17 protein-coding genes are annotated in these 18,840 nt (G+C 52.9%); 16 read left to right on the top strand and 1 reads right to left on the bottom strand.

The genetic code is table 11. From position 1 onward, the window contains the following. The first annotated feature begins 18 nt into the window (after positions 1 to 18). The 8 genes from KO497_RS15620 to KO497_RS15585 all read left to right on the top strand — a co-directional run bounded on the left by KO497_RS15620 (position 19) and on the right by KO497_RS15585 (position 10,572). The gene (locus KO497_RS15620) at positions 19 to 2,163 is read left to right on the top strand and encodes an indolepyruvate ferredoxin oxidoreductase subunit alpha (protein ID WP_215944894.1); all 2,145 of its coding nucleotides are present in this window, start codon (positions 19 to 21) and stop codon (positions 2,161 to 2,163) included. Positions 2,164 to 2,174: 11 nt separating this feature from the next. Further along, on the top strand, positions 2,175 to 3,725 hold the full coding sequence (locus KO497_RS15615) for an indolepyruvate oxidoreductase subunit beta family protein (protein ID WP_215944893.1): 1,551 nt from the start codon (positions 2,175 to 2,177) through the stop codon (positions 3,723 to 3,725). 3 nt (positions 3,726 to 3,728) lie between these two features. After that, the gene (locus KO497_RS15610; RefSeq protein ID WP_215944892.1) at positions 3,729 to 5,273 is read left to right on the top strand and encodes a phytoene desaturase family protein; all 1,545 of its coding nucleotides are present in this window, start codon (positions 3,729 to 3,731) and stop codon (positions 5,271 to 5,273) included. 117 nt (positions 5,274 to 5,390) lie between these two features. Continuing rightward, entirely contained in the window at positions 5,391 to 6,929 is a 1,539-nt protein-coding gene (locus KO497_RS15605; RefSeq protein ID WP_215944891.1) for an ABC transporter substrate-binding protein, read from the top strand. Positions 6,930 to 6,994: 65 nt separating this feature from the next. Then, complete coding sequence (locus KO497_RS15600) at positions 6,995 to 8,002, top strand: ABC transporter permease (RefSeq protein ID WP_215944890.1); 1,008 nt, start codon at positions 6,995 to 6,997, stop codon at positions 8,000 to 8,002. Then, positions 7,995 to 8,858 carry an ABC transporter permease gene (locus tag KO497_RS15595; protein WP_215944889.1) on the top strand — a complete coding sequence of 288 codons (864 nt, stop codon included), beginning with the start codon at positions 7,995 to 7,997 and terminating at the stop codon, positions 8,856 to 8,858. The genes KO497_RS15600 and KO497_RS15595 overlap by 8 nt, the downstream gene beginning before the upstream one ends. After that, positions 8,855 to 9,748, top strand: coding sequence for an ABC transporter ATP-binding protein (locus KO497_RS15590; RefSeq protein ID WP_215944888.1), 894 nt, complete (start codon positions 8,855 to 8,857; stop codon positions 9,746 to 9,748). Before KO497_RS15595 ends, KO497_RS15590 begins: the two co-directional genes overlap by 4 nt. Continuing rightward, positions 9,745 to 10,572 carry an ABC transporter ATP-binding protein gene (locus tag KO497_RS15585; RefSeq protein WP_215944887.1) on the top strand — a complete coding sequence of 276 codons (828 nt, stop codon included), beginning with the start codon at positions 9,745 to 9,747 and terminating at the stop codon, positions 10,570 to 10,572. Before KO497_RS15590 ends, KO497_RS15585 begins: the two co-directional genes overlap by 4 nt. A 57-nt stretch (positions 10,573 to 10,629) precedes the next feature. Here the strand turns inward: KO497_RS15585 and KO497_RS15580 are convergent, their stop codons facing one another. After that, on the bottom strand, positions 10,630 to 11,049 hold the full coding sequence (locus tag KO497_RS15580; protein WP_215944886.1) for an acyl-CoA thioesterase: 420 nt from the start codon (positions 11,047 to 11,049) through the stop codon (positions 10,630 to 10,632). Positions 11,050 to 11,412: 363 nt separating this feature from the next. Here KO497_RS15580 and KO497_RS15575 point away from each other — a divergent pair, with 363 nt between their 5' ends. The 8 genes from KO497_RS15575 (at position 11,413) to KO497_RS15540 (ending at position 18,824) form a co-directional block, all read left to right on the top strand. Continuing rightward, on the top strand, positions 11,413 to 13,695 hold the full coding sequence (locus KO497_RS15575; protein WP_215944885.1) for a bifunctional salicylyl-CoA 5-hydroxylase/oxidoreductase: 2,283 nt from the start codon (positions 11,413 to 11,415) through the stop codon (positions 13,693 to 13,695). Continuing rightward, complete coding sequence (locus KO497_RS15570) at positions 13,692 to 14,435, top strand: SDR family NAD(P)-dependent oxidoreductase (protein WP_215944884.1); 744 nt, start codon at positions 13,692 to 13,694, stop codon at positions 14,433 to 14,435. Before KO497_RS15575 ends, KO497_RS15570 begins: the two co-directional genes overlap by 4 nt. Next, positions 14,432 to 14,857: an acyl-CoA thioesterase gene (locus tag KO497_RS15565; RefSeq protein ID WP_215944883.1), complete on the top strand. Its 426-nt coding sequence runs from the start codon at positions 14,432 to 14,434 to the stop codon at positions 14,855 to 14,857. Before KO497_RS15570 ends, KO497_RS15565 begins: the two co-directional genes overlap by 4 nt. A 15-nt stretch (positions 14,858 to 14,872) precedes the next feature. After that, positions 14,873 to 15,286 carry a RidA family protein gene (locus KO497_RS15560; protein ID WP_215944882.1) on the top strand — a complete coding sequence of 138 codons (414 nt, stop codon included), beginning with the start codon at positions 14,873 to 14,875 and terminating at the stop codon, positions 15,284 to 15,286. Further along, positions 15,279 to 15,653, top strand: a complete 375-nt coding sequence (locus KO497_RS15555) for a hotdog domain-containing protein (RefSeq protein ID WP_215944881.1) — start codon at positions 15,279 to 15,281, stop codon at positions 15,651 to 15,653. Before KO497_RS15560 ends, KO497_RS15555 begins: the two co-directional genes overlap by 8 nt. A gap of 495 nt (positions 15,654 to 16,148) precedes the next feature. Continuing rightward, entirely contained in the window at positions 16,149 to 17,357 is a 1,209-nt protein-coding gene (locus KO497_RS15550; RefSeq protein WP_215944880.1) for an acyl-CoA dehydrogenase family protein, read from the top strand. 47 nt (positions 17,358 to 17,404) lie between these two features. Then, entirely contained in the window at positions 17,405 to 18,343 is a 939-nt protein-coding gene (locus KO497_RS15545) for a LysR family transcriptional regulator (protein WP_215944879.1), read from the top strand. Further along, a complete protein-coding gene (locus KO497_RS15540; protein ID WP_215944878.1) occupies positions 18,333 to 18,824 on the top strand; it encodes a flavin reductase family protein in 492 nt (163 codons plus the stop codon). The genes KO497_RS15545 and KO497_RS15540 overlap by 11 nt, the downstream gene beginning before the upstream one ends. Positions 18,825 to 18,840: the final 16 nt, after the last annotated feature.

Here is an 18,840-nt window from a genome sequence, read left to right as displayed (position 1 = left end):
CCAATAAGGAGAGCGCAAATGGCCGAAAGATCATTCGCTAAGGAAGTTCAAAAACTCAAACAAGGCGAAGGCGATATTTTTGCCGGTGAAGGCATTCTCGCCATCACAAAGGCACTCTTGGAAAATGGTGTCGGGTATGTTGGCGGATATCAAGGCTCGCCTATTTCCCATCTGATGGATGTTCTGTCCGACGCGCAGGAAATTTTGGGCGAGCTAGGTGTGCATTTTGAAGCCTCTGCAAGCGAGGCCACCGCCACCGCAATGCTTGCCGCCTCGGTACATTACCCCATTCGCGGCGCTGTAACATATAAATCTGTCGTGGGCACCAATGTTGCCTCGGATGCGCTGTCCAACCTTGCCTCTGGCGGTGTGACGGGGGGCGCGTTGATCATCGTCGGCGAAGATTACGGCGAGGGGTCCTCCATCATGCAAGAGCGCACCTATGCGTTTGCCATGAAATCGCAGGTCTGGATGCTGGACCCGAGACCGAACTTGCCCGCAATTGTAAAGGCTGTTGGCGACGGGTTTGAATTGTCTGAAGTGTCAAACACACCTGTCATGTTGCAGATGGGCATCCGGTCTTGCCACGTTCACGGACAATTCCCAGCCGCAGACAATAAACGACCAGCCATGACAGTCAGCGACGCGCTGGAAAACCCTGCGCGTGACCTAAACCGTATTGTTCTGCCGCCGGCGACCTATCTGCATGAAGAAGAAAAGCTCACCAAACGCCTGCCCGCTGCGAAAAACTTTATCTTAGAGAAAGAAATCAACGAACGCTTTGGCAAACCTGCATCAAAGGTCGGGTTGATCGTACAAGGCGGCACTTATAACACCCTTATTCGCGCGCTGAACCGTCTCGGTTTGGCCGATATTTATGGCCAAACAGATATGGATATGCTGGTGCTAAACTGCATCTATCCCCTGGTTGATAGCCAAATAATAGAGTTCTGCGAAGGCAAGGACGCGGTGCTGATTGTTGAGGAAGGCCAGCCAAATTACATAGAGCAGCAGATTGCTCATATGCTGTATAAAGCAGGGAAATCCGTCAAGCTGGAAGGCAAAGGCAACCTGCCAATGGGCGGTGAATATACCGGTCAGGTTATGGTTGATGGCATTGGCGCGTTTTTGTCCGAGCACGCTCCAAGCTTGCTGCCTGTCGCAAAAACGGCTGGCAACGAAGAAGCTGTCGCCATCCCCGATCTGTCAAAAAACTTGCCCGCACGCCCACCAGGGTTTTGCACAGGCTGCCCTGAACGCCCTATTTTTGCGGCAACGAAACTAGTCGAAGAAGAATTGGGAGAACACCACATTTCCTCTGACATCGGGTGCCATTTATTCTCCATCATGCCTCCCTTCAATCTGGGTGCAACAACAATGGGCTACGGCCTTGGGCCGGCATCGGCAGCCGCATTTCACAATGAATCCAAAGGCGGGCGCAGATCTATTTCCTTTGTTGGCGATGGTGGGTTTTGGCACAACGGTTTGACCAGCTCAGTCGGGAACGCAGTGTTCAATAAATCCGACAATGTGATCGTGATCGTCGATAACTTCTATTCCGCCGCCACAGGTGGGCAAGACAACCTATCCTCAAGAGCCAATAATAAAACCAAGCAAACCCAAAACTCCATCGTTGACGCTTGCAAGGGCATCGGAGTGAAATGGATCCGTCACATCGACCACACCTATGATGTGACCAAAGTTCGCGATACGTTAAAAGAAGCGCTCACGACCGAAGAAACCGGCCCAAAGGTCATTGTTGCCTCCTCGGAATGCATGCTGAACAAACAGCGCCGCGTGAAACCCGAGTTGGCCAAAGCCGCCAAAGACGGCAAACGCGTTGTGCGCCCCCGTTTCGGCGTCGACGAAGACATTTGCACCGGCGACCACGCCTGTATGCGCCTGTCGGGCTGTCCATCGCTTTCCGTCAAAGACACAGGCGATCCCTTGCGTGATGATCCCGTCGCCGCCATCGACCAAACCTGTGTGGGCTGCGGCAACTGCGGTGAAGTGGCGGACGCGGCCGTGCTATGCCCATCTTTCTTCCAAGCGGAAATCGTTTCAAACCCAAGCGCATCTGAACAAAGGCGCGCGAAACGAAGTCAAAAAATCATCTCTTGGCTACAAAGCCGCCGCGACGCCAAACGCGTTGCATTTGCCTAAGGACCAAAATCATGAACATGCAAGCAGCCCCTATCATCGCACGCCGTTCGCCCGGACCTGACGGAGAAAAAATCATAACCCTTGCCGCTCTTGCGGTAGGGGGCCAGGGCGGCGGCGTATTGACGAACTGGATCGTCGCCGTTGCCGAAGCCAATGGATACCGCGCACAATCCACCTCTGTTGCGGGGGTGGCGCAGCGCACGGGGGCCACGATTTACTACGTCGAAATGTGCCGCGACACAGGCCGCACACCTGTGTTTTCGCTGTCTCCATCCATTGGCGATGTCGATATTTTAATGGCCTCCGAATTGATGGAGGGCGGGCGCGCCATCATGCGCGGCTTTGTCACGCCGGGGCGAACAACGCTGATCGCCTCGACCCACCGCATCCCGGCTGTGTCAGAAAAAATCCACGCAGGCGATGGCCGCGTGGACGGCGCGGAAGTGATCGAAGCAATGGGCATCGCCGCCGACCATGTAGTTGCGTTTGATATGGAAACGGTCGCCAAAGCGGCGGGATCTGTTATTTCATCGTCCCTATTGGGCGCACTTGCAGGCTCTGGCTCCCTGCCCTTTTCACGCGAAAGCTTTGAAAATGTCATTCGCGCGTCAGGACGCGGCGTCGAAGCCAGCCTGCGCGCATTCGGTGATGCCTATGACATTGCCAAGGGCGACAAAGCAGCGCCCACTGCCGAAGATGCGCCTGCGGTCATTCTGCCAGTTCTAAATGTGCCGAAAAACCTGAAATCGAAATGGACGGCTTTAGAGGTCCGCATCGCCAACCTGCCGCAAGAAACCCATGAGATGGTCGGTTTGGGTCTGCAAAAAGTCGTCGATTATCAAGACATCGACTACGGCGCAGATTATCTGGATATGGTCGAACAAATCGCCACTCTTGATGTGACGCCTTTTGATCTTAGCATTTGTGCCGCCAAATACTGTGCGCGCGCTCTGTGCTACGACGATATCCTGCGCGTGGCCGATATCAAAACCCGTGCCTCGCGTATGGAGCGGGTCAAAAACGAGGTCGTTGTGAAAGACGATCAACTTTTGATGGTCACCGAATATTTTCACCCGCGCTTCGAAGAGTTCACCACCACATTGCCCACCAGCATCGGACGCTGGCTGCAAAGACGTAAAGGGCTTGAGGCTTTCTACACCAAGCATTTTGACAAAGGCCGCCGCGTGCGCACCGATAGTCTAAGCGGTTTTCTTATGCTGTGGATCGTATCATCCCTGCGCCCCTACCGCCGCAAATTGCTGCGCCATAAAAGCGAAATGGACCATGTCGATACGTGGTTCAAAACGGCGCTTTCAGTGGCAAAAGACAATCCTGCAATGGCCATAGAAATCCTGACAAACTACCGCCTGATTAAAGGCTATTCCGACACCCATGTGCGCGGACATTCCAAATTTGCCCGCGTCATGGGCGCATTGGATATGCTCGTAGGCCGCAGCGATGGCGCCGATTGGATGCGCCGCCTGCGTGTGGCGGCTCTTGATGATGTCAAGGGCGATGCATTGGACGGCGCGCTTGAAACCGTCAAAAGCTTTGCGAGGTAAACCATGACCGAACCTGTTGTAATCATTGGCGCAGGCATCAACGGGTTGGTGGCGGCCGCGGATTTGGCCGCGCGCGGCACACCCGTGCGGGTGCTGGAACGCGGCCCAACCGCTGGTGGCGCGGTGCGCACTGAAGAGTTGACGAAAAAAGGGTTTCGCCACGATGTCGCCGCGATGAACCTATCGATGTTCGCGGGGTCGCAATTCATGGCCCGTCACGGCGAAGAAATGGCACGACACGGGTTCGCGTTGGTCCCTATCAGCCACCCGTTCGCCCAAGCCCTAGAGCCGGGCGACCATATCGGCGTAACAACCGACCTTGAAGAAACTCTCAGCAGCTTTTCCAACGAGGCCGACAAAGAGACTTGGCGCAATTTGATGGCTGAATTTCCCGAACGCGCTGGCGTGGTTGGCGGATTGTTGGGAACTCCGATGCGACGTTGGCCATTGGCAAAGTTTCTGTGGAAAACCTGGCGCTCTCTTGGCACATCCAAAGCCATTGAAGTTGCCCAGTTTTTGATAAGCTCTCCGCGCGATTGGCTGGACAACACCTTTGAAGATCCCCGCTTGCGCACGGCCCTGTCCACATGGGGAATGCACCTTGATTTCGCCCCCGATATCGCAGGCGGTGCGATCTTTCCCTACCTCGAGGCAATGGGGGGGCAAGCTATGGGAATGGTTATCGGCAAAGGCGGTGCAGATAGTGCCACGCGCGCGCTGGTTTCGATGATCGAATCTCACGGCGGGCAGATTGAATGCAACACCGAAGTCACACGTATTTGCCACACAAACGGGAAAGTTACCGGCGTTGAGGCGAATGGGAAAATAATTGACACTTCAATTATACTTGCTGGACTGGCGCCCAAACATCTATCGCGTCTGGCGGGCCCAACCGCCGATACGCGTTTTGATAAAGGCATGGAAAAGTTCCGCCATGCACCGGGAACAATGATGTTGCATCTTGCCCTTGATGCCCCGGTCCCGTGGCTGGCAGAACCGCTTAAGAAATTTGCCTATGTCCACATTGGGCGGTCCATTGACACCGCGTCCCAGACCTATGCGCAAGCCGTTGCAGGGTTACTGCCTGAAACACCTTTGCTTGTCGTGGGACAACCCACCCTATTTGATCCCACTCGCGCGCCCGAGGGAAAACACACCCTATGGGTGCAGGCTCGCGTTGTGCCTGCCGTTATAAAAGGTGATGCAAAAGGTGAAATACTCCATAAAAATTGGGATGATGCTAAAGAATCAATGGCGGACCGCGTACTGGATTTGATCGAAGAACAAGCCCCTGGGTTCCGAGCCACCATTCTTGCACAGCACGTCGTATCCCCTGAGGATTTAGAGGCAGGCAATCCCAACCTTGTGGGCGGCGATCAGATTTGCGGATCACATCACTTGACCCAAAACTTTTTATTCCGTCCGTTGCGCGGCTTTGCCGATGGGCACACACCAATCAAAGGCCTGCATTTGATTGGCGCTGCGGCGTGGCCCGGCGCGGGCACGGGGGCCGCGTCAGGTTTTTTTGCTGCACAAGCAATCAAATAGCAAAAGACGATCACTCCGCACACAGTTTTTACTTTATATTTGAAATAACACCCATAAAGTGACTCTATAAAACGAACTCGGAAACCGAGCCTTACCCTCTCAACAGGAGTATACAAGATGACTGCCAAATCAGACCTTACCCGCCGTGGATTTATAGGAACGTCAGCCGCACTGACCGCCCTATTCGCAAGTGGCATTCCCTTGGCTGCGCAAGGGACCGACAGCCTGACAATCGCCTATAACGTCCCTGTCCAAAGCTGGGACCCAACCACAGGCCCTGCAGCTGTAAATCCTGCACTGCAATCCATTTATCTCGCCGTTTATGACCGCTACATTGCACAGCGCCCCGACTTAACATTCGACGCCGGACTGTTGACCGACTGGGGCTTTAGCGATGACAAAACCAAGCTCACAATGACCGTGCGCGAAGGCGTCAAATGGCACAATGGCGATGACTTCACCCCCGAAGATGTCATCTGGTCGCTGGAACGCGCAGCCAACCCTGACACGGGCAACCCGATGCAATTCGTCTGGTCCAAAATCGGCAACTTCACCGTAAATGGCAATGTCATCACAGCAGATGTGCTGAGCTTTGAACCCGCATTGTTCAAATGGATGGCCTTTCTCACAGCCTTTATCCTACCCAAGAAATACTACGAAGAGGTCGGCACCGAAGGGTTCGAAAAAGCCCCAATCGGCACTGGCCCTTATATGGTCGATGCCTTTGAGCAAGGCGCTTATGTCCGTCTGAAAGCCTTTGCCGACTACTGGGGAGGCGCACCTGAATTTGAAACAGTAACAGTCAAATTCGTCACCGATGCGGCTTCTCGTGTGGCCGAAATTGAATCAGGTAATTCCGACGTCACTTCGAACATGCCTTATGAAGAATATGACCGTTTGATTGCCAAAGACGGCCTGTCTGGCGAAGCCATTCCGGTCACTGATATAGGTATGATTTTTCTCAATGACATCGACGTCATGCTGGACAAAAATGTACGCCTCGCAGCGCATCACGCTATCGACAAGCAGTTGATCATCGACCGTTTGCTACGTGGCTATGGGGTGCCATTGGCCACACTCGAAGCACCCGGATACGCAGCCTATGACGACAGCATTACTTTTGACTATGATGTTGAAAAGGCGAAAGAACTGCTTGCGGCATCGGGGTATTCCACGGACAATCCTGTGACCTTTACCATTCAAACAACTCGTGGTTTCAAACCCAAAGATTATGAGATGATTCAAGCCATCGTTGGCATGTGGCGCAAGGTGGGCATCGAGGCCGAGATCGAAGTCTACGAGATCGCGAAACACTACGAGCTGCGCGCCACGGACACATTGGCACCTGCCGCATTTTACAACTGGGGCAACTCGATCGGCGACCCGTCAACATCGACTGGTTTTTCCATGTTCGGCCCCTCACCCCATGCGGTATGGGACAGCCCTGATTTGATTGAAAAGATCGGGCCGCTGTTTGTAGAGCCTGATGAAGACAACCGCATTCAAGGCTTTAAAGATGTGTCGCGTTACATCGCTGAAGAGGGCTATGTCATTCCGATTTTGCAATATGTGATGCCAGTTGTCTACGCGTCTTCCTTGGCGGTGACGCCCTACACCTCAGGTGATTTGCTACCACAAGCGATCACCAAAGCCTGATTTCATTAGGCAAAACCTCGGACTGAGCGTCCTGCAGTCCGAGGCCAAAACTCAGAAAGATTACTATGCTTTTGAAAACCGTGTTTGTGCGGCTGCTCACGACCGCGATCACCCTATTTGGTGTCGCCGTGGTCGTGTTCACGCTGGTACGTGTTGCCCCAGGCAATCCGATTTCGATGATGCTGCCCCCTGGCGCCACCGAGGAAGATATCGCAGCGCTGACTGCACTCTACGGGTTTGACAAAAGCCTGCCGCATCAATTTATGATCTGGATCGGCGGCGTGATACAAGGCGATTTTGGCACCTCGATCACCCTGCGCCAACCCGTTGATGAGTTGGTCTTGGGACGTTTGCCCGCCACGTTAGAGCTGTCGCTGATGGCCCTGTTGATTGCCTTGGCACTCGGCGGCCTTGTCGCGGTGATTGGCGCACGCAAGCGTAGCACAGGCACCGAAGTCGGGCTGGACCTGACCAGCGGCGCGGTGCTGTCTATTCCCGACTTTTTGTGGGGGTTAATCTTTGTGCTGCTCTTTGGCGTTCTCTGGCCGGTCCTGTCGATTTCGGGGCGCGTTGATCCACGGTTAGATATTGATTTCACGACTAACTTTTACTTTTTTGAGGGCCTGTTGCGTGGACGCTGGGATGTTGTCAGCTCGACGTTCTCACATATGCTCATGCCAGCAATGTCCCTTGCGTTGCCTTTGGCCGCAATGATTGCCCAGTTGCTGAAACAAAACCTGAAAGAAGTTTTGAACCAAGATTACACCACACTGGCCCGTGTGCGCGGCTTCTCGGAAACATCCGTCATTCTGCGCGAAGCCTTGCAAAATGCCGCCTTGCCAACTTTGGCCTTGGTCGGCGTCCAGTTCACATTCCTGATCGGAGGTACCGTGATCGTTGAGCGCCTGTTTGCCTATGAAGGCCTCGGAAATATGGCCATTGATGCGGTGATCAATCGTGATCTGCCATTGATCCAAGGCATTGTTTTACTGTTCGCCGCCTTGTTTACCGTGATCAACCTGCTGGTTGATCTGTCCTACACATTTCTAAACCCGAGGCTGCGTAATGGTTGATGCAACATATTCCCCCCGCCCCATGCGGTTCAAGATCAGAAATTTGCGCCTTTGGCTTCCACTGTTATGGATTGTCACACTGATAATCGCGGCTGTTTTTGCTCCGATTTTCGCGCCGCATGACCCGCTCGCCCAAGATTTGATGTTGGAACGTTTACCGCCCTTTTTCATCGACGGCTCCGAGCCGGGACACCTGCTTGGCACTGACAGTCTGGGCCGAGATGTGCTGTCGCGTATGATCTATGGCGCTCGGATTGCCCTATTTGTCAGCGTCATTGCAGCCTTTAGCACAGGGATTTTCGGATCTACACTTGGGCTGATCGCTGGCTACTATGGCGGCTGGTGGGACCGCGTTATCTCGCGGCTGGTCGATATTTGGATGGCCTTCCCCCCCGTTTTGTTTGCCGTTCTTTTGGTGGCAGTGATCGGCACGGGGCTGACATCGGTTATTTTCGCGATTGCCCTGATTGACTGGACCCGCTTTGCCCGCGTGATCCGCGCTGAAACGATGGTGCAGGCGCAGATGGACTATGTCGACAGCGCGCGCATTGGCGGCGCACGGCGTATGGCGACGCTGCTCAGTGAAATACTGCCAAATGTCTTGCCGTCAATCATTGCCCTTTTGGCGCTTGAAATGGGCATCGCTGTGATCGTCGAGGCGATCTTGAGCTTTGTGAATCTGTCTATTTCATCAGATGATCCCACTTGGGGGTCGATGATTTCCGAAGGCCGCGGCGCAATTCACTTTGCATGGTGGGTTTTGCTGTTCCCGCTGATCGCACTATTCCTCACCGTTCTCAGCTTTTCGACCCTTGGCGAAGGCCTAAAGAAACAATTTGATCCGGTGCTGAAATGAACAATCTTCACGCAAAAACACTTGATATCATTAACCTTAACGTCACCCTACCCAATGGCCACCGCCTACTGCGCGATGTCTCTTTGTCATTAGATCCAGGCGAAGTGCGCGCCCTTGTCGGGGAAAGTGGTGCGGGCAAATCCATGATCGGCAAGGCTGTATTGGGCATCCTACCGACTGGGATTTCAATCAGCCAAGGCGAGATTTTACTGGAAGGCACGCATTTGAATGCGCTGACCCCCGCCACACGACGCAAAACGATTGCCCAGACGTCTGCTTTGATCCCCCAAGATCCGCTGACCGCGCTTAACCCGGTGCGCAAAATCGGGCCGCAAATCACTGATCCGCTGACGCGCATCCACGGCTGGACCAAGGCCCGCGCGCTTGCCCGCACCCGCGAATTGCTGGACCGCGTTCATATCCGAAATCCAGACCGCGTATTGAACAGCTACCCGCATGAACTGTCTGGCGGCATGCGCCAGCGTATTTTGATAGCTGCCGCATTTGCACCCTCTCCGCGCCTGATCGTGGCCGATGAACCGACCACAGCGCTGGATGTCACGGTACAAAAGGAAATCTTGCGCCTTATTCGTGAACTACAACGCGAAACGGGCACAGGCGTTTTATTTGTGACGCATGACATGGGCGTTGTCGCCAAAATCAGTCAAAAAGTCACAGTATTGTTTGGCGGACGGGTTGTCGAAGATGCGCCCACGCATCGCATTTTTGAGAACCCCGAACATGCTTATACCCGCGCGCTGATCGCCGCGACCCCAACCCCAAATGCCAGCACCGAGCCGTTCCGCCCTGTTCCACCCGCGTTGATTGCCGAATTACATCGCGAGATACAGGCAGATGACGACAGATTTTCGAAAAGGGCGCACCGATGACTGACGTGATGACACCCCCACAGCCAGCGTTGTTTTCAATCAAGGATCTGCACCTGTCGTTCCCTGATCGCGCGCATAGGCCACTGTTTGGCACAGCTCCACGCATTGAAGTCCTGAAAGGCCTCACTCTTGATCTGCCCGAAGGGCGCATCACAGGCATTGTCGGGGAAAGCGGGTCAGGAAAATCGACTCTTGGCCGTGTATTGGTACGCCTTCTTGCGCCTGACGCAGGCCAGGTTACCTTTGACGGAAAAGACATCGGCACGTTAGATGAAGATGCGCTGCGTCCGCTGCGCCGCGATCTGCAAATGATTTTCCAAGACCCGATGTCATCGCTGAACCCGCGTCACAAAGTCTGGCGTATCATCGCGCAACCGATGAAACGGTATCGCCGCGGCGGCACCCGCGCGGATGCATTGAAAGCCTTGGAAAAGGTCGGGCTGCCTGAATCCTTTGCAGATCGCTATCCGCATGAATTGTCAGGTGGACAACGACAACGCGTTGGCATCGCTCGCGCAATCGCTTTGGAGCCGCGCTTTATCTTGGCCGATGAAATTGTATCGGGGCTGGATGTGTCAAGTCAGGCACAGGTTCTGTCATTGCTGAAAACACTGGCCAAAGACATGGGGCTGACCGTAGCGTTTATCAGCCACGATCTATCGGTGATCCGTCATTTATGCGATGATGTCATTGTTTTGAACCACGGTGAAATCGTAGACAGCGGGCCTGTGCAAACCGTTTTTGAGCACCCGAAATCAGACATCACCAAAGCCTTGCTTGATGCGATCCCGCGCCCTGAAATAAATGACAGCTGGTTCGACTAACAGCCAAAACTATTCGGATGCGCCCAACATACTGGGCGCGCCAAATATCCCCTCAGATCACTTTGCGAGCTCAGGGTGCAAATATTTCTCAAGTCCTGCACGGCAATCATCGGGCCATGGGTGTGATTTGTGATCCTTGGTCGAGGTCATCACAATCAGTTGCTCAATCGTCCAGATCACATCACCATCCACGATGACAACAGTATAAAGATCAAGCGAAGATCTACCGATTTTGCGCACATGCACATTGAATTCAAGCACATCGCCATAAACGGCAGGTTTTTTGAACTCGATGTTCATTTTGACACTCGGCAACCCCAGATGACGCTCAAACATAAGCTCTTTCCATAGCACGCCAAATGACGCGAACATTGCCTCGTTTACATCGACAAGATAGGATAAATAAGCAGGGTGATACGCGATGCCTGTAAGGTCGCAATCGCCAAAACGCATTGGTTTGGTCATCGTAAAGGGCATATTGATTTCCTCTCAAAAATTGCAGAATCCCACCCCGTGTAATAGGGCAGCGACCCATGCTTCAATTTCATTTATGTTTAAAATGCATTCGAAAGTCAAATGATGTTTCAATCAACGACTGGCCGTCTTTTTTCCATGCAAAATATCGTAAAAAATTTTTAATGCCCATCTAAAATTCAACACACGCCTTCGTTATTATTTAAATAAATGAATAAAAAATAATTAGTTATAACAACACCAGCCACCCCACGGACAATATAATTCCCGCACCTTATCTGTTGACAGACATGCCGCCGCCTATTAACTTTAAGCTTAAAGCATTAAGGCGAGTCTAACACTCGCCAATCAGCAAGGGATAATAAGATGAAGATAGCAGTTCTTGGCGGCGGACCATCTGGCTTATATTTTGCGATCTCGATGAAGCTTCGCGATACCGCCCATGACATCACCATTTACGAACGCAATCGCTTTGATGATACATTTGGCTGGGGGGTTGTTTTGTCCGATGAGACGATGTCGAACTTTGAAGAAAACGACCCGGTCAGTGAAAAAATGATCCGCGATAACTTCGCCTATTGGGATGATGTAAAAACCGTACGCGGCGATGAAGAAATGACATCAAGCGGTCACGGGTTTTGTGGGATCGGGCGTAAAGTTTTGCTTATTGCTCTGCAAGATCGCGCACGTGATCTGGGTGTCAATCTAGCCTTTGAAACCGATTTGACAGATGAAAAAATTGCCGAGTTGAAACAAACCAATGACCTTGTCGTGGCGGCAGACGGGCTGAATTCCAAGACCCGCACAATCTATCAAGATAAATTCAAGCCTGAAATTGACATGCGCCAAAACCACTTTGTCTGGCTCGGCACTCATCAGAAATTCGACGACGCCTTCACCTTTATCTTTGAAAAGACCGAGCACGGCTGGATCTGGGCTCATGCCTACCAGTTCGATGACAATACAGCGACCTTCATCGTCGAATGCGGGCCTGAAACCTATAAAGCGTTCGGATTTGACACGTTAAATCAACAAGAGAGCATCGCACTTTGCGAAAAGATATTCGCCAAGCACCTCGGCGGGCATCCCCTGATGACCAATGCCAACCACATTCGTGGCTCTGCTTGGATTCAATTCCCGCGCGTGACCTGTGAAAACTGGCACTTTGAAAATGTCGTCCTGCTGGGCGACGCATCGGCCACAGCGCATTTCTCGATCGGGTCAGGGTCTAAACTGGGCATGGAAAGCGCTATTGCCCTTGCAGATGTGCTGAACGCTGGCAAACCGCTGCAAGACGCTTTGCAAACCTACCAAGATGAACGCAAATTGCAGGTGCTGCGCGTGACCTCTGCGGCGCGCAATTCCACCGAGTGGTTTGAAGATATCGAACGCTACTTGACCCTTGACATGACGCAGTTCAGCTATGCTTTGCTAACGCGGTCTCAACGGATCAGCCATGAAAACCTGCGCCTGCGCGATCCTGAGTGGATGGCCAAGGCTGAAGCTTGGTTTCAGAAAAAAGCGGGCGGCACAGCTGGTCGCAGCCCCATGTTCGCCCCTTACAAATTGCGTGATATGACGCTGCAAAACCGTGTCGTCGTTTCTCCCATGGCGCAATACAAAGCCACCGATGGCAATCCAAATGATTGGCATTTTGTACATTACGCCGAACGGGCCAAAGGCGGCGCGGGCCTTGTGTTCACTGAAATGCTATGTGTGTCGAAAGAAGGCCGCATCACCCCCGGCTGCCCTTGTATTAGCGAGGATCAAGTCCCGGCGTGGTCACGCTTGACCGATTTTGTACACGCCGAGACACCTGCGAAAATCTGTGCGCAGATTGGTCATGCAGGACGCAAAGGCTCTACGCGTTTAGCATGGGACGGCATCGACAAACCTTTGACCGAGGACAATTGGGATCTTTTGTCTGCATCAGCCATCCCCTTGATGGACGGCAACGTAGTGCCAAAATCAATGGATCGCGCAGATATGGACATGGTGAAAGATCAGTTCATCGCGTCCGTTAAAGCCGCTGACAAAGCTGGATTTGACATGATCGAAATGCACGCAGCACATGGCTATTTGTTGGCCTCTTTCATCTCGCCTGTCACCAACAAGCGCAGCGATGAATATGGTGGTTCATTGGAAAACCGTATGCGCTATCCGTTGGAAATTTTTCACGCCATGCGCGCTGAATGGCCCGAGAGCAAACCGATGACAGTGCGTATTTCCGCACATGATTGGATGGGCGAAGCAGGCGTCAATCCCGAAGATGCCGTTGCCATCGCACAAATGTTCAAAGATGCAGGCGCCGATGCGATCAACGTGTCGTCAGGCCAGACTGACAAAGGCGAACAGCCTATTTATGGCCGCATGTTCCAAGTGCCATTCTCGGACCGTGTGCGCAATGAATTGGCTGTGCCGACGTTGGTCGCTGGCAATATTTATGAACCGGATCATGTCAACTCTACCCTGATGGCTGGGCGTGCCGATCTGGTCTTGCTGGCGCGTCCACATCTTGCAGACCCATATTGGACCCTGCATGCGGCGGTAGAGCTGGGCGACACTGCTCAAGACTGGCCTGCCCCCTATGAAGGCGGCCGTCGTCAAGCTATAACTTTGGCCGAACGCGCAAAGGCCTTGGCGGTATGAGTTTGATTGGAAAAACGGCCTTCGTAACAGGTGGCGGGTCTGGTGTGGGGGCGATCATCGCCCTGCAACTGGCCGAAGCTGGCGCGCAGGTCACGATTTGTGGACGACGTTTGGCCCCGTTGCAGGCGGTTGCCGCGCAGCATGAAAACATAACCGCCACTGTCGCAGACATCACTGATGAGGCGGTCATATCAGCAGCCATTTCCGCTGCCGCCCCCGATATTGTTGTGGCAAATGCAGGCGCATCTGAAAGCGCCCCTTTTGTCAAAACCGAACTTGAAGCGTTTGAACGGATCATGTCGGTCAACGTCACGGGTACGTTTTTGACGTTGCGCGAGGGTGCGAAGGCTATGAAAGACAAGCCTTGGGGACGATTGATCGCCATAGCATCCACGGCAGGCATCAAAGGCTACCCTTATGTGGCGCCTTATGCTGCTGCCAAACATGGTGTGGTCGGCATGGTCAAATCCGTGGCCCTTGAACTGGTCCGCAAAGGCATCACTGTGAACGCCATCTGCCCAGGTTTTCTAGACACTGAGATGACCGAACGTTCTATCGCCAATATTGTGGAAAAAACCGGCCGCACAGCGCAAGAGGCCCGCGCAACTTTGGAGGCGACAAATCCCATGCACCGCCTTGTGCCGCCGCAAGATGTCGCCGCAGCAGTGCTTTGGCTGTGCGCAGAAGGATCGGATATGGTCACAGGACAGAGCATCTCTGTATCAGGCGGTGAAACATGAGTAAGGTTTTCACACACAATCGTCAGGTCGAATTCAACCATTGCGATCCTGCAGGGATCGTGTTCTACCCTCGCTACTTTGAAATGATTTCTTCTGTTTGCGAACGTTTCTTCTCAGACGCCGTAGATTTCAGCTGGGCCGGCACGGTCATGAAGCAGGGTTACGGCACCCCCATGGGCAACATCGAGGTCCGCTTTCACGCGGCCTCTCGCCTTGAGGATTGGCTTGATTTTTCGCTCAACATCAAAAAAATCGGCAACGCGTCTGTTACCTTTCTCATCACATGTTCATGCGCGGGGCAGCCTCGGTTTACATGCACAGCGACGCTCGTTTACGCAAATATTGCCACCAACGCATCCCATCCATGGCCAGATGCCCCGCGTGCCGCAATGCAACACTACATCACCCCTTCCTTAGATTAAAAAGAAAGTCATTTTATGAGTGCCCTGACGCCCCACAATTTTCTTCAACCAGACGGTTGGATCCCTGCAAAAGGCTACGCCAATGGTGTAATGGCCGAGGGCAAGATGGTTTTCACAGGCGGGTTGGTCGGCTGGAACGCACAACAAGAATGGGAACACGACGATATGGTTGGCCAGTTCCGCCAGACGCTGGAAAACATCGTCGCGGTCTTGGATAGCGCAGGTGCCAGCCCAAAACATTTGGTGCGTTTGACGTGGTATATCACCGACAAAAAAGAATACACAGAAAACCTGCGCGCTTTCGGCGCAGCATATCGCGACGTGCTCGGCAGACATTTTCCAGCCATGGCAGTCGTACAGGTTGTGGCCTTGATGGAAGACGAAGCTAAAATCGAAATCGAAGCAACGGCTGTCATTCCCCATGACTGATCCAAAAAAACCCGAAGGCCAGCCTGTTTTAATCACAACAGCACCCTACAGTGAGGCAACCTCTCGCGGGGCCATCACAGGCGCGTGGATTATGGGTCAACTCGACATCGCGGCAGGCCTTGCAGGACATCACGCAAGCGGTGGTGACGCGCTTATACTTTCGATCAAAGACCTAACATTCCACGCACCGCTGTCCGCAGGCGTGGAATTTGCGGTACATGCTAATTTAACGCGCACAGGAAATACATCGTTCAATCTTTCCTTTTCAGGCTGGGCTGCCCCCAAAACGACCTGCACGCACATCTTTAGCGCAGATGTCCTGCTTGTCGCAGTCGATGCCGAAGGTAAGCCTCGCAAAATCGCTTGATTGAGCAATGCCAAAACCGACCACCTGATGTTGCGTATACGCAGCTACAGATCGGGGCAGAAGACTCAAGCACTTGAATTATATAGCATTCTTGACGTCATCGCCTATGGATCTAAATAGGCGCTGACGTCATCCATGACATCGATTAGCCGGCAGGCAATACTGCCGAGAGAATACCACACAGACCGTGGCAGCCAATACTGTTCGCACGATTATCAACGCGTCTTGCGCCGGCATGGATTGAAAGCATCGATGCGCTGCACCGTGTTAGATCGTCGCCGACGGGAATTGGTTTTCTTCGCCTTCACACACATTAAGTTTTAGACTTTAGCTTAGACTTGGAATGTCGTGTGTCATGCACCGATGAAGAATTTTTGCTCAAAAATGACTGCAATTCTGAATAAATTAAATTCATTCTACAAGTTAGAATAATGAATTTGATTTATAAAGCAATTTCAACGCTAATACGTTTGAACAACGAAAAGGACCGCTCCAATGACTACAGCACTTGATGTAAAAGCACCAGAAACCTCAAGCGCCCCGCTGTTGGAGACGGATTTTTCGAAGCTCACAGAAACCGTAGAGTTCAAACTCCTCTTAGAAACCATTTCTGAACGCCGCGGCGAAATTGAGCAAAAAAGACACGTGCCCAAAGACATTGTAGCGCTGATGAAGAAAGCCCGAATTTTTAGATCAGCCACCCCAACGCGCTTTGGCGGCGATGCCATTGCCCCACATCATTTTTTGAAAATGGTCGACAAAATCGGCACCGTCGATGGCTCTGCAGCTTGGGTTTCAGCGTTTGGTTCAGCCAACACATATACCGCCGCCCTGCCCGTCGAAGCCCAAGAAATCATGTATGCAAATGGACCAGATCAAGTGTTCGCTGGCGGATTGCACCCTGTGCAAAAGGCCACACGCGTAGACGGTGGCTGGTCTGTCTCAGGTCGTTGGAAGTTTGCATCGGGTTGCATGGGGGCTGACTGGATCGGCGTCGGTATCGAAGGCGTGCCACAAGGCAACGAGCCAAATGCGCCCGCCACTGTGATGATGGCTGTTGCACCCGCCAATGAAGTCGACATCATCGAATGTTGGGACGTTTCAGGCATGCAAGGCACAGGCAGCCACGACACGACGGTCACGGATAAATTCTATCCTGACACATGGATTTGTGAACGCGGCGCCCCTGGGCTCTTTGACGATCCTCTCTACCGATACCCTGCGATGGCGTACCAAGCTCAAGTTCACGCAGCCTGCAACCTTGGTTTAGCACGCGCGGCAATCGAGCAGGCAAAATCAGTATCGGGTGCGGCAAAACTCATGGCCGGACATGCCCGCCTTTGCGATCGTGGATATTTTTTGACGGGGGTAGCAGAATCAGAAGCAGCCTTGCGCGGCGCGCGCGCGTTCTTTTATGAAGCTGCAGAAGAGGCGTGGGATTACCTGCTACAGGGAGATCCTGTACCGCTTGAGCACACCAATTTGTTGCGGTTGAGTGCCTCAAACGCGGCCAAGATTAGCGCGCAAATCGTACAAAAATGCTACACGATTTCGGGTATGGGCGTTATCGCCAAAGGGAACCCGATGCAGCGCTATTTACGGGATGCAATGGTTGTGACCCAACATGCGGCAGTGACCGATATGACTATTGAGAATGCAGGTCGGGTGCTGGCGGGTCTAGATGCTCCTCGCGGGTATCCGTAAGCACACTTTAACCTCTTTCTACTTTCCTTATGGGTTGGACATCCTTAATGAGAAACTTCAACTCTAGCCACTTTGACCTGAACCTCATCAAGGTTTTTCTCGCGATTTGGGACATGCAAAGCCTCACAGACGCAGCAGAGCGCCTTGGTTTGACCCAACCCGCAGTTAGCCATTCGTTGCGCAGATTACGCGATCAGTTTTCCGACCCTCTGTTCCAACGCGTTGGAAACCAAATGTTGCCAACAGCAACAGCGACCCGATTGCGCGGCCCGTTTGAAGCGGCACTGTCCTTGCTAGAGCAAACCGTGCAGGACACCCATCGTTTCGTGCCCGAAGCCACGTCACGCCGGTTTCGCATTGCGATGACGGACACAGGTGAGTTTTTCTCTATGCCGCGCATTCTGGCCGCTTTGGAAAAAGCAGCCCCTGAGGCGAACATCACCTCCGTTCGCATTGATCCATCTGAGATTGCGAGCGCACTGCGCAGTGGTCATGTGGATTTGGCCATCGGCTATCTGCCAGGACTAGATACAGCTCAGTGCCACGGAGACCTTTTGCTAAAAGACCATTTGGTTTGTTTGATGCGCGAAAATCATCCCGCGTTGACGCAAGATTGGACAGAAAGAAGCTTTGCACGCTTATCCTTTGTCGATGTCAGCCGAGCGGCGACGGGGTATCAAATGGCACAAGACAGCTTTAAACGGCGCGGCCTGCGCATAAATGCAAAAGCGCGCCTGGATCATTTTACTGTTGTGCCAGAAGTCGTACGTCAAACAGATTTTGTCGCAATCTTCCCGAATTCCATCTTTTTGCGTCTTGAAGGGCGCGGAGGCTTTTCTGCGCGCGACCTTCCATTCGAATTGCCATCCTATGACATCAAACTCTGGGTGCATTCTAGCTTTTCTGAAGACCCCGCATTGCTTTGGCTCCGCGCGCTTATTCAGACGGCCCTCACATCACCGGAGATCACTTCACATGACCATTAGCACCGACCTATTCCGCCAAACCATGTCGCTTTTTCCAGGGGCTGTGACACTTGTCACAGTGGGGCAAGGCGATGGTCGACGCGGCATTACGGCCACGGCTGTTTGTTCGGTCACGGACACACCACCAAGTCTGTTGGTCTGCGTCAACCGTGCGACGGACACCTGTACAGAAATCACCCGATTGAAAAGCTTTAGCGTGCAGCTTCTTGACCATACTTCCGACGATATCGCCCTCGCTTTTGCAGGTGCCGCAGGATTACGGGGGGCTCAAAAGTTTTCCGTTGGGGCATGGGAAGAAACAGATAGTGGTTTGCCGCAACTGACCACCGCCGTTGCCTCAGTGTGTTGTGAGGTGAGTTCTTACAACGACGTCGGAAGTCACAGAGTGTTCATAGGTGAAATTATAGACTCTGCCCTTGAAGTAGGTGATGCCTTGATTTATGCGCGTGCTCAGTTTGGACGCGCACAAGCAACACTTTAAAAAGACTGCATTAAAG

It is taken from the genome of Pacificibacter marinus (assembly GCF_018860665.1).
GTDB lineage: Bacteria > Pseudomonadota > Alphaproteobacteria > Rhodobacterales > Rhodobacteraceae > Celeribacter > Celeribacter marinus_A.
This window is presented reverse-complemented; position numbering and strand designations above follow the sequence as displayed.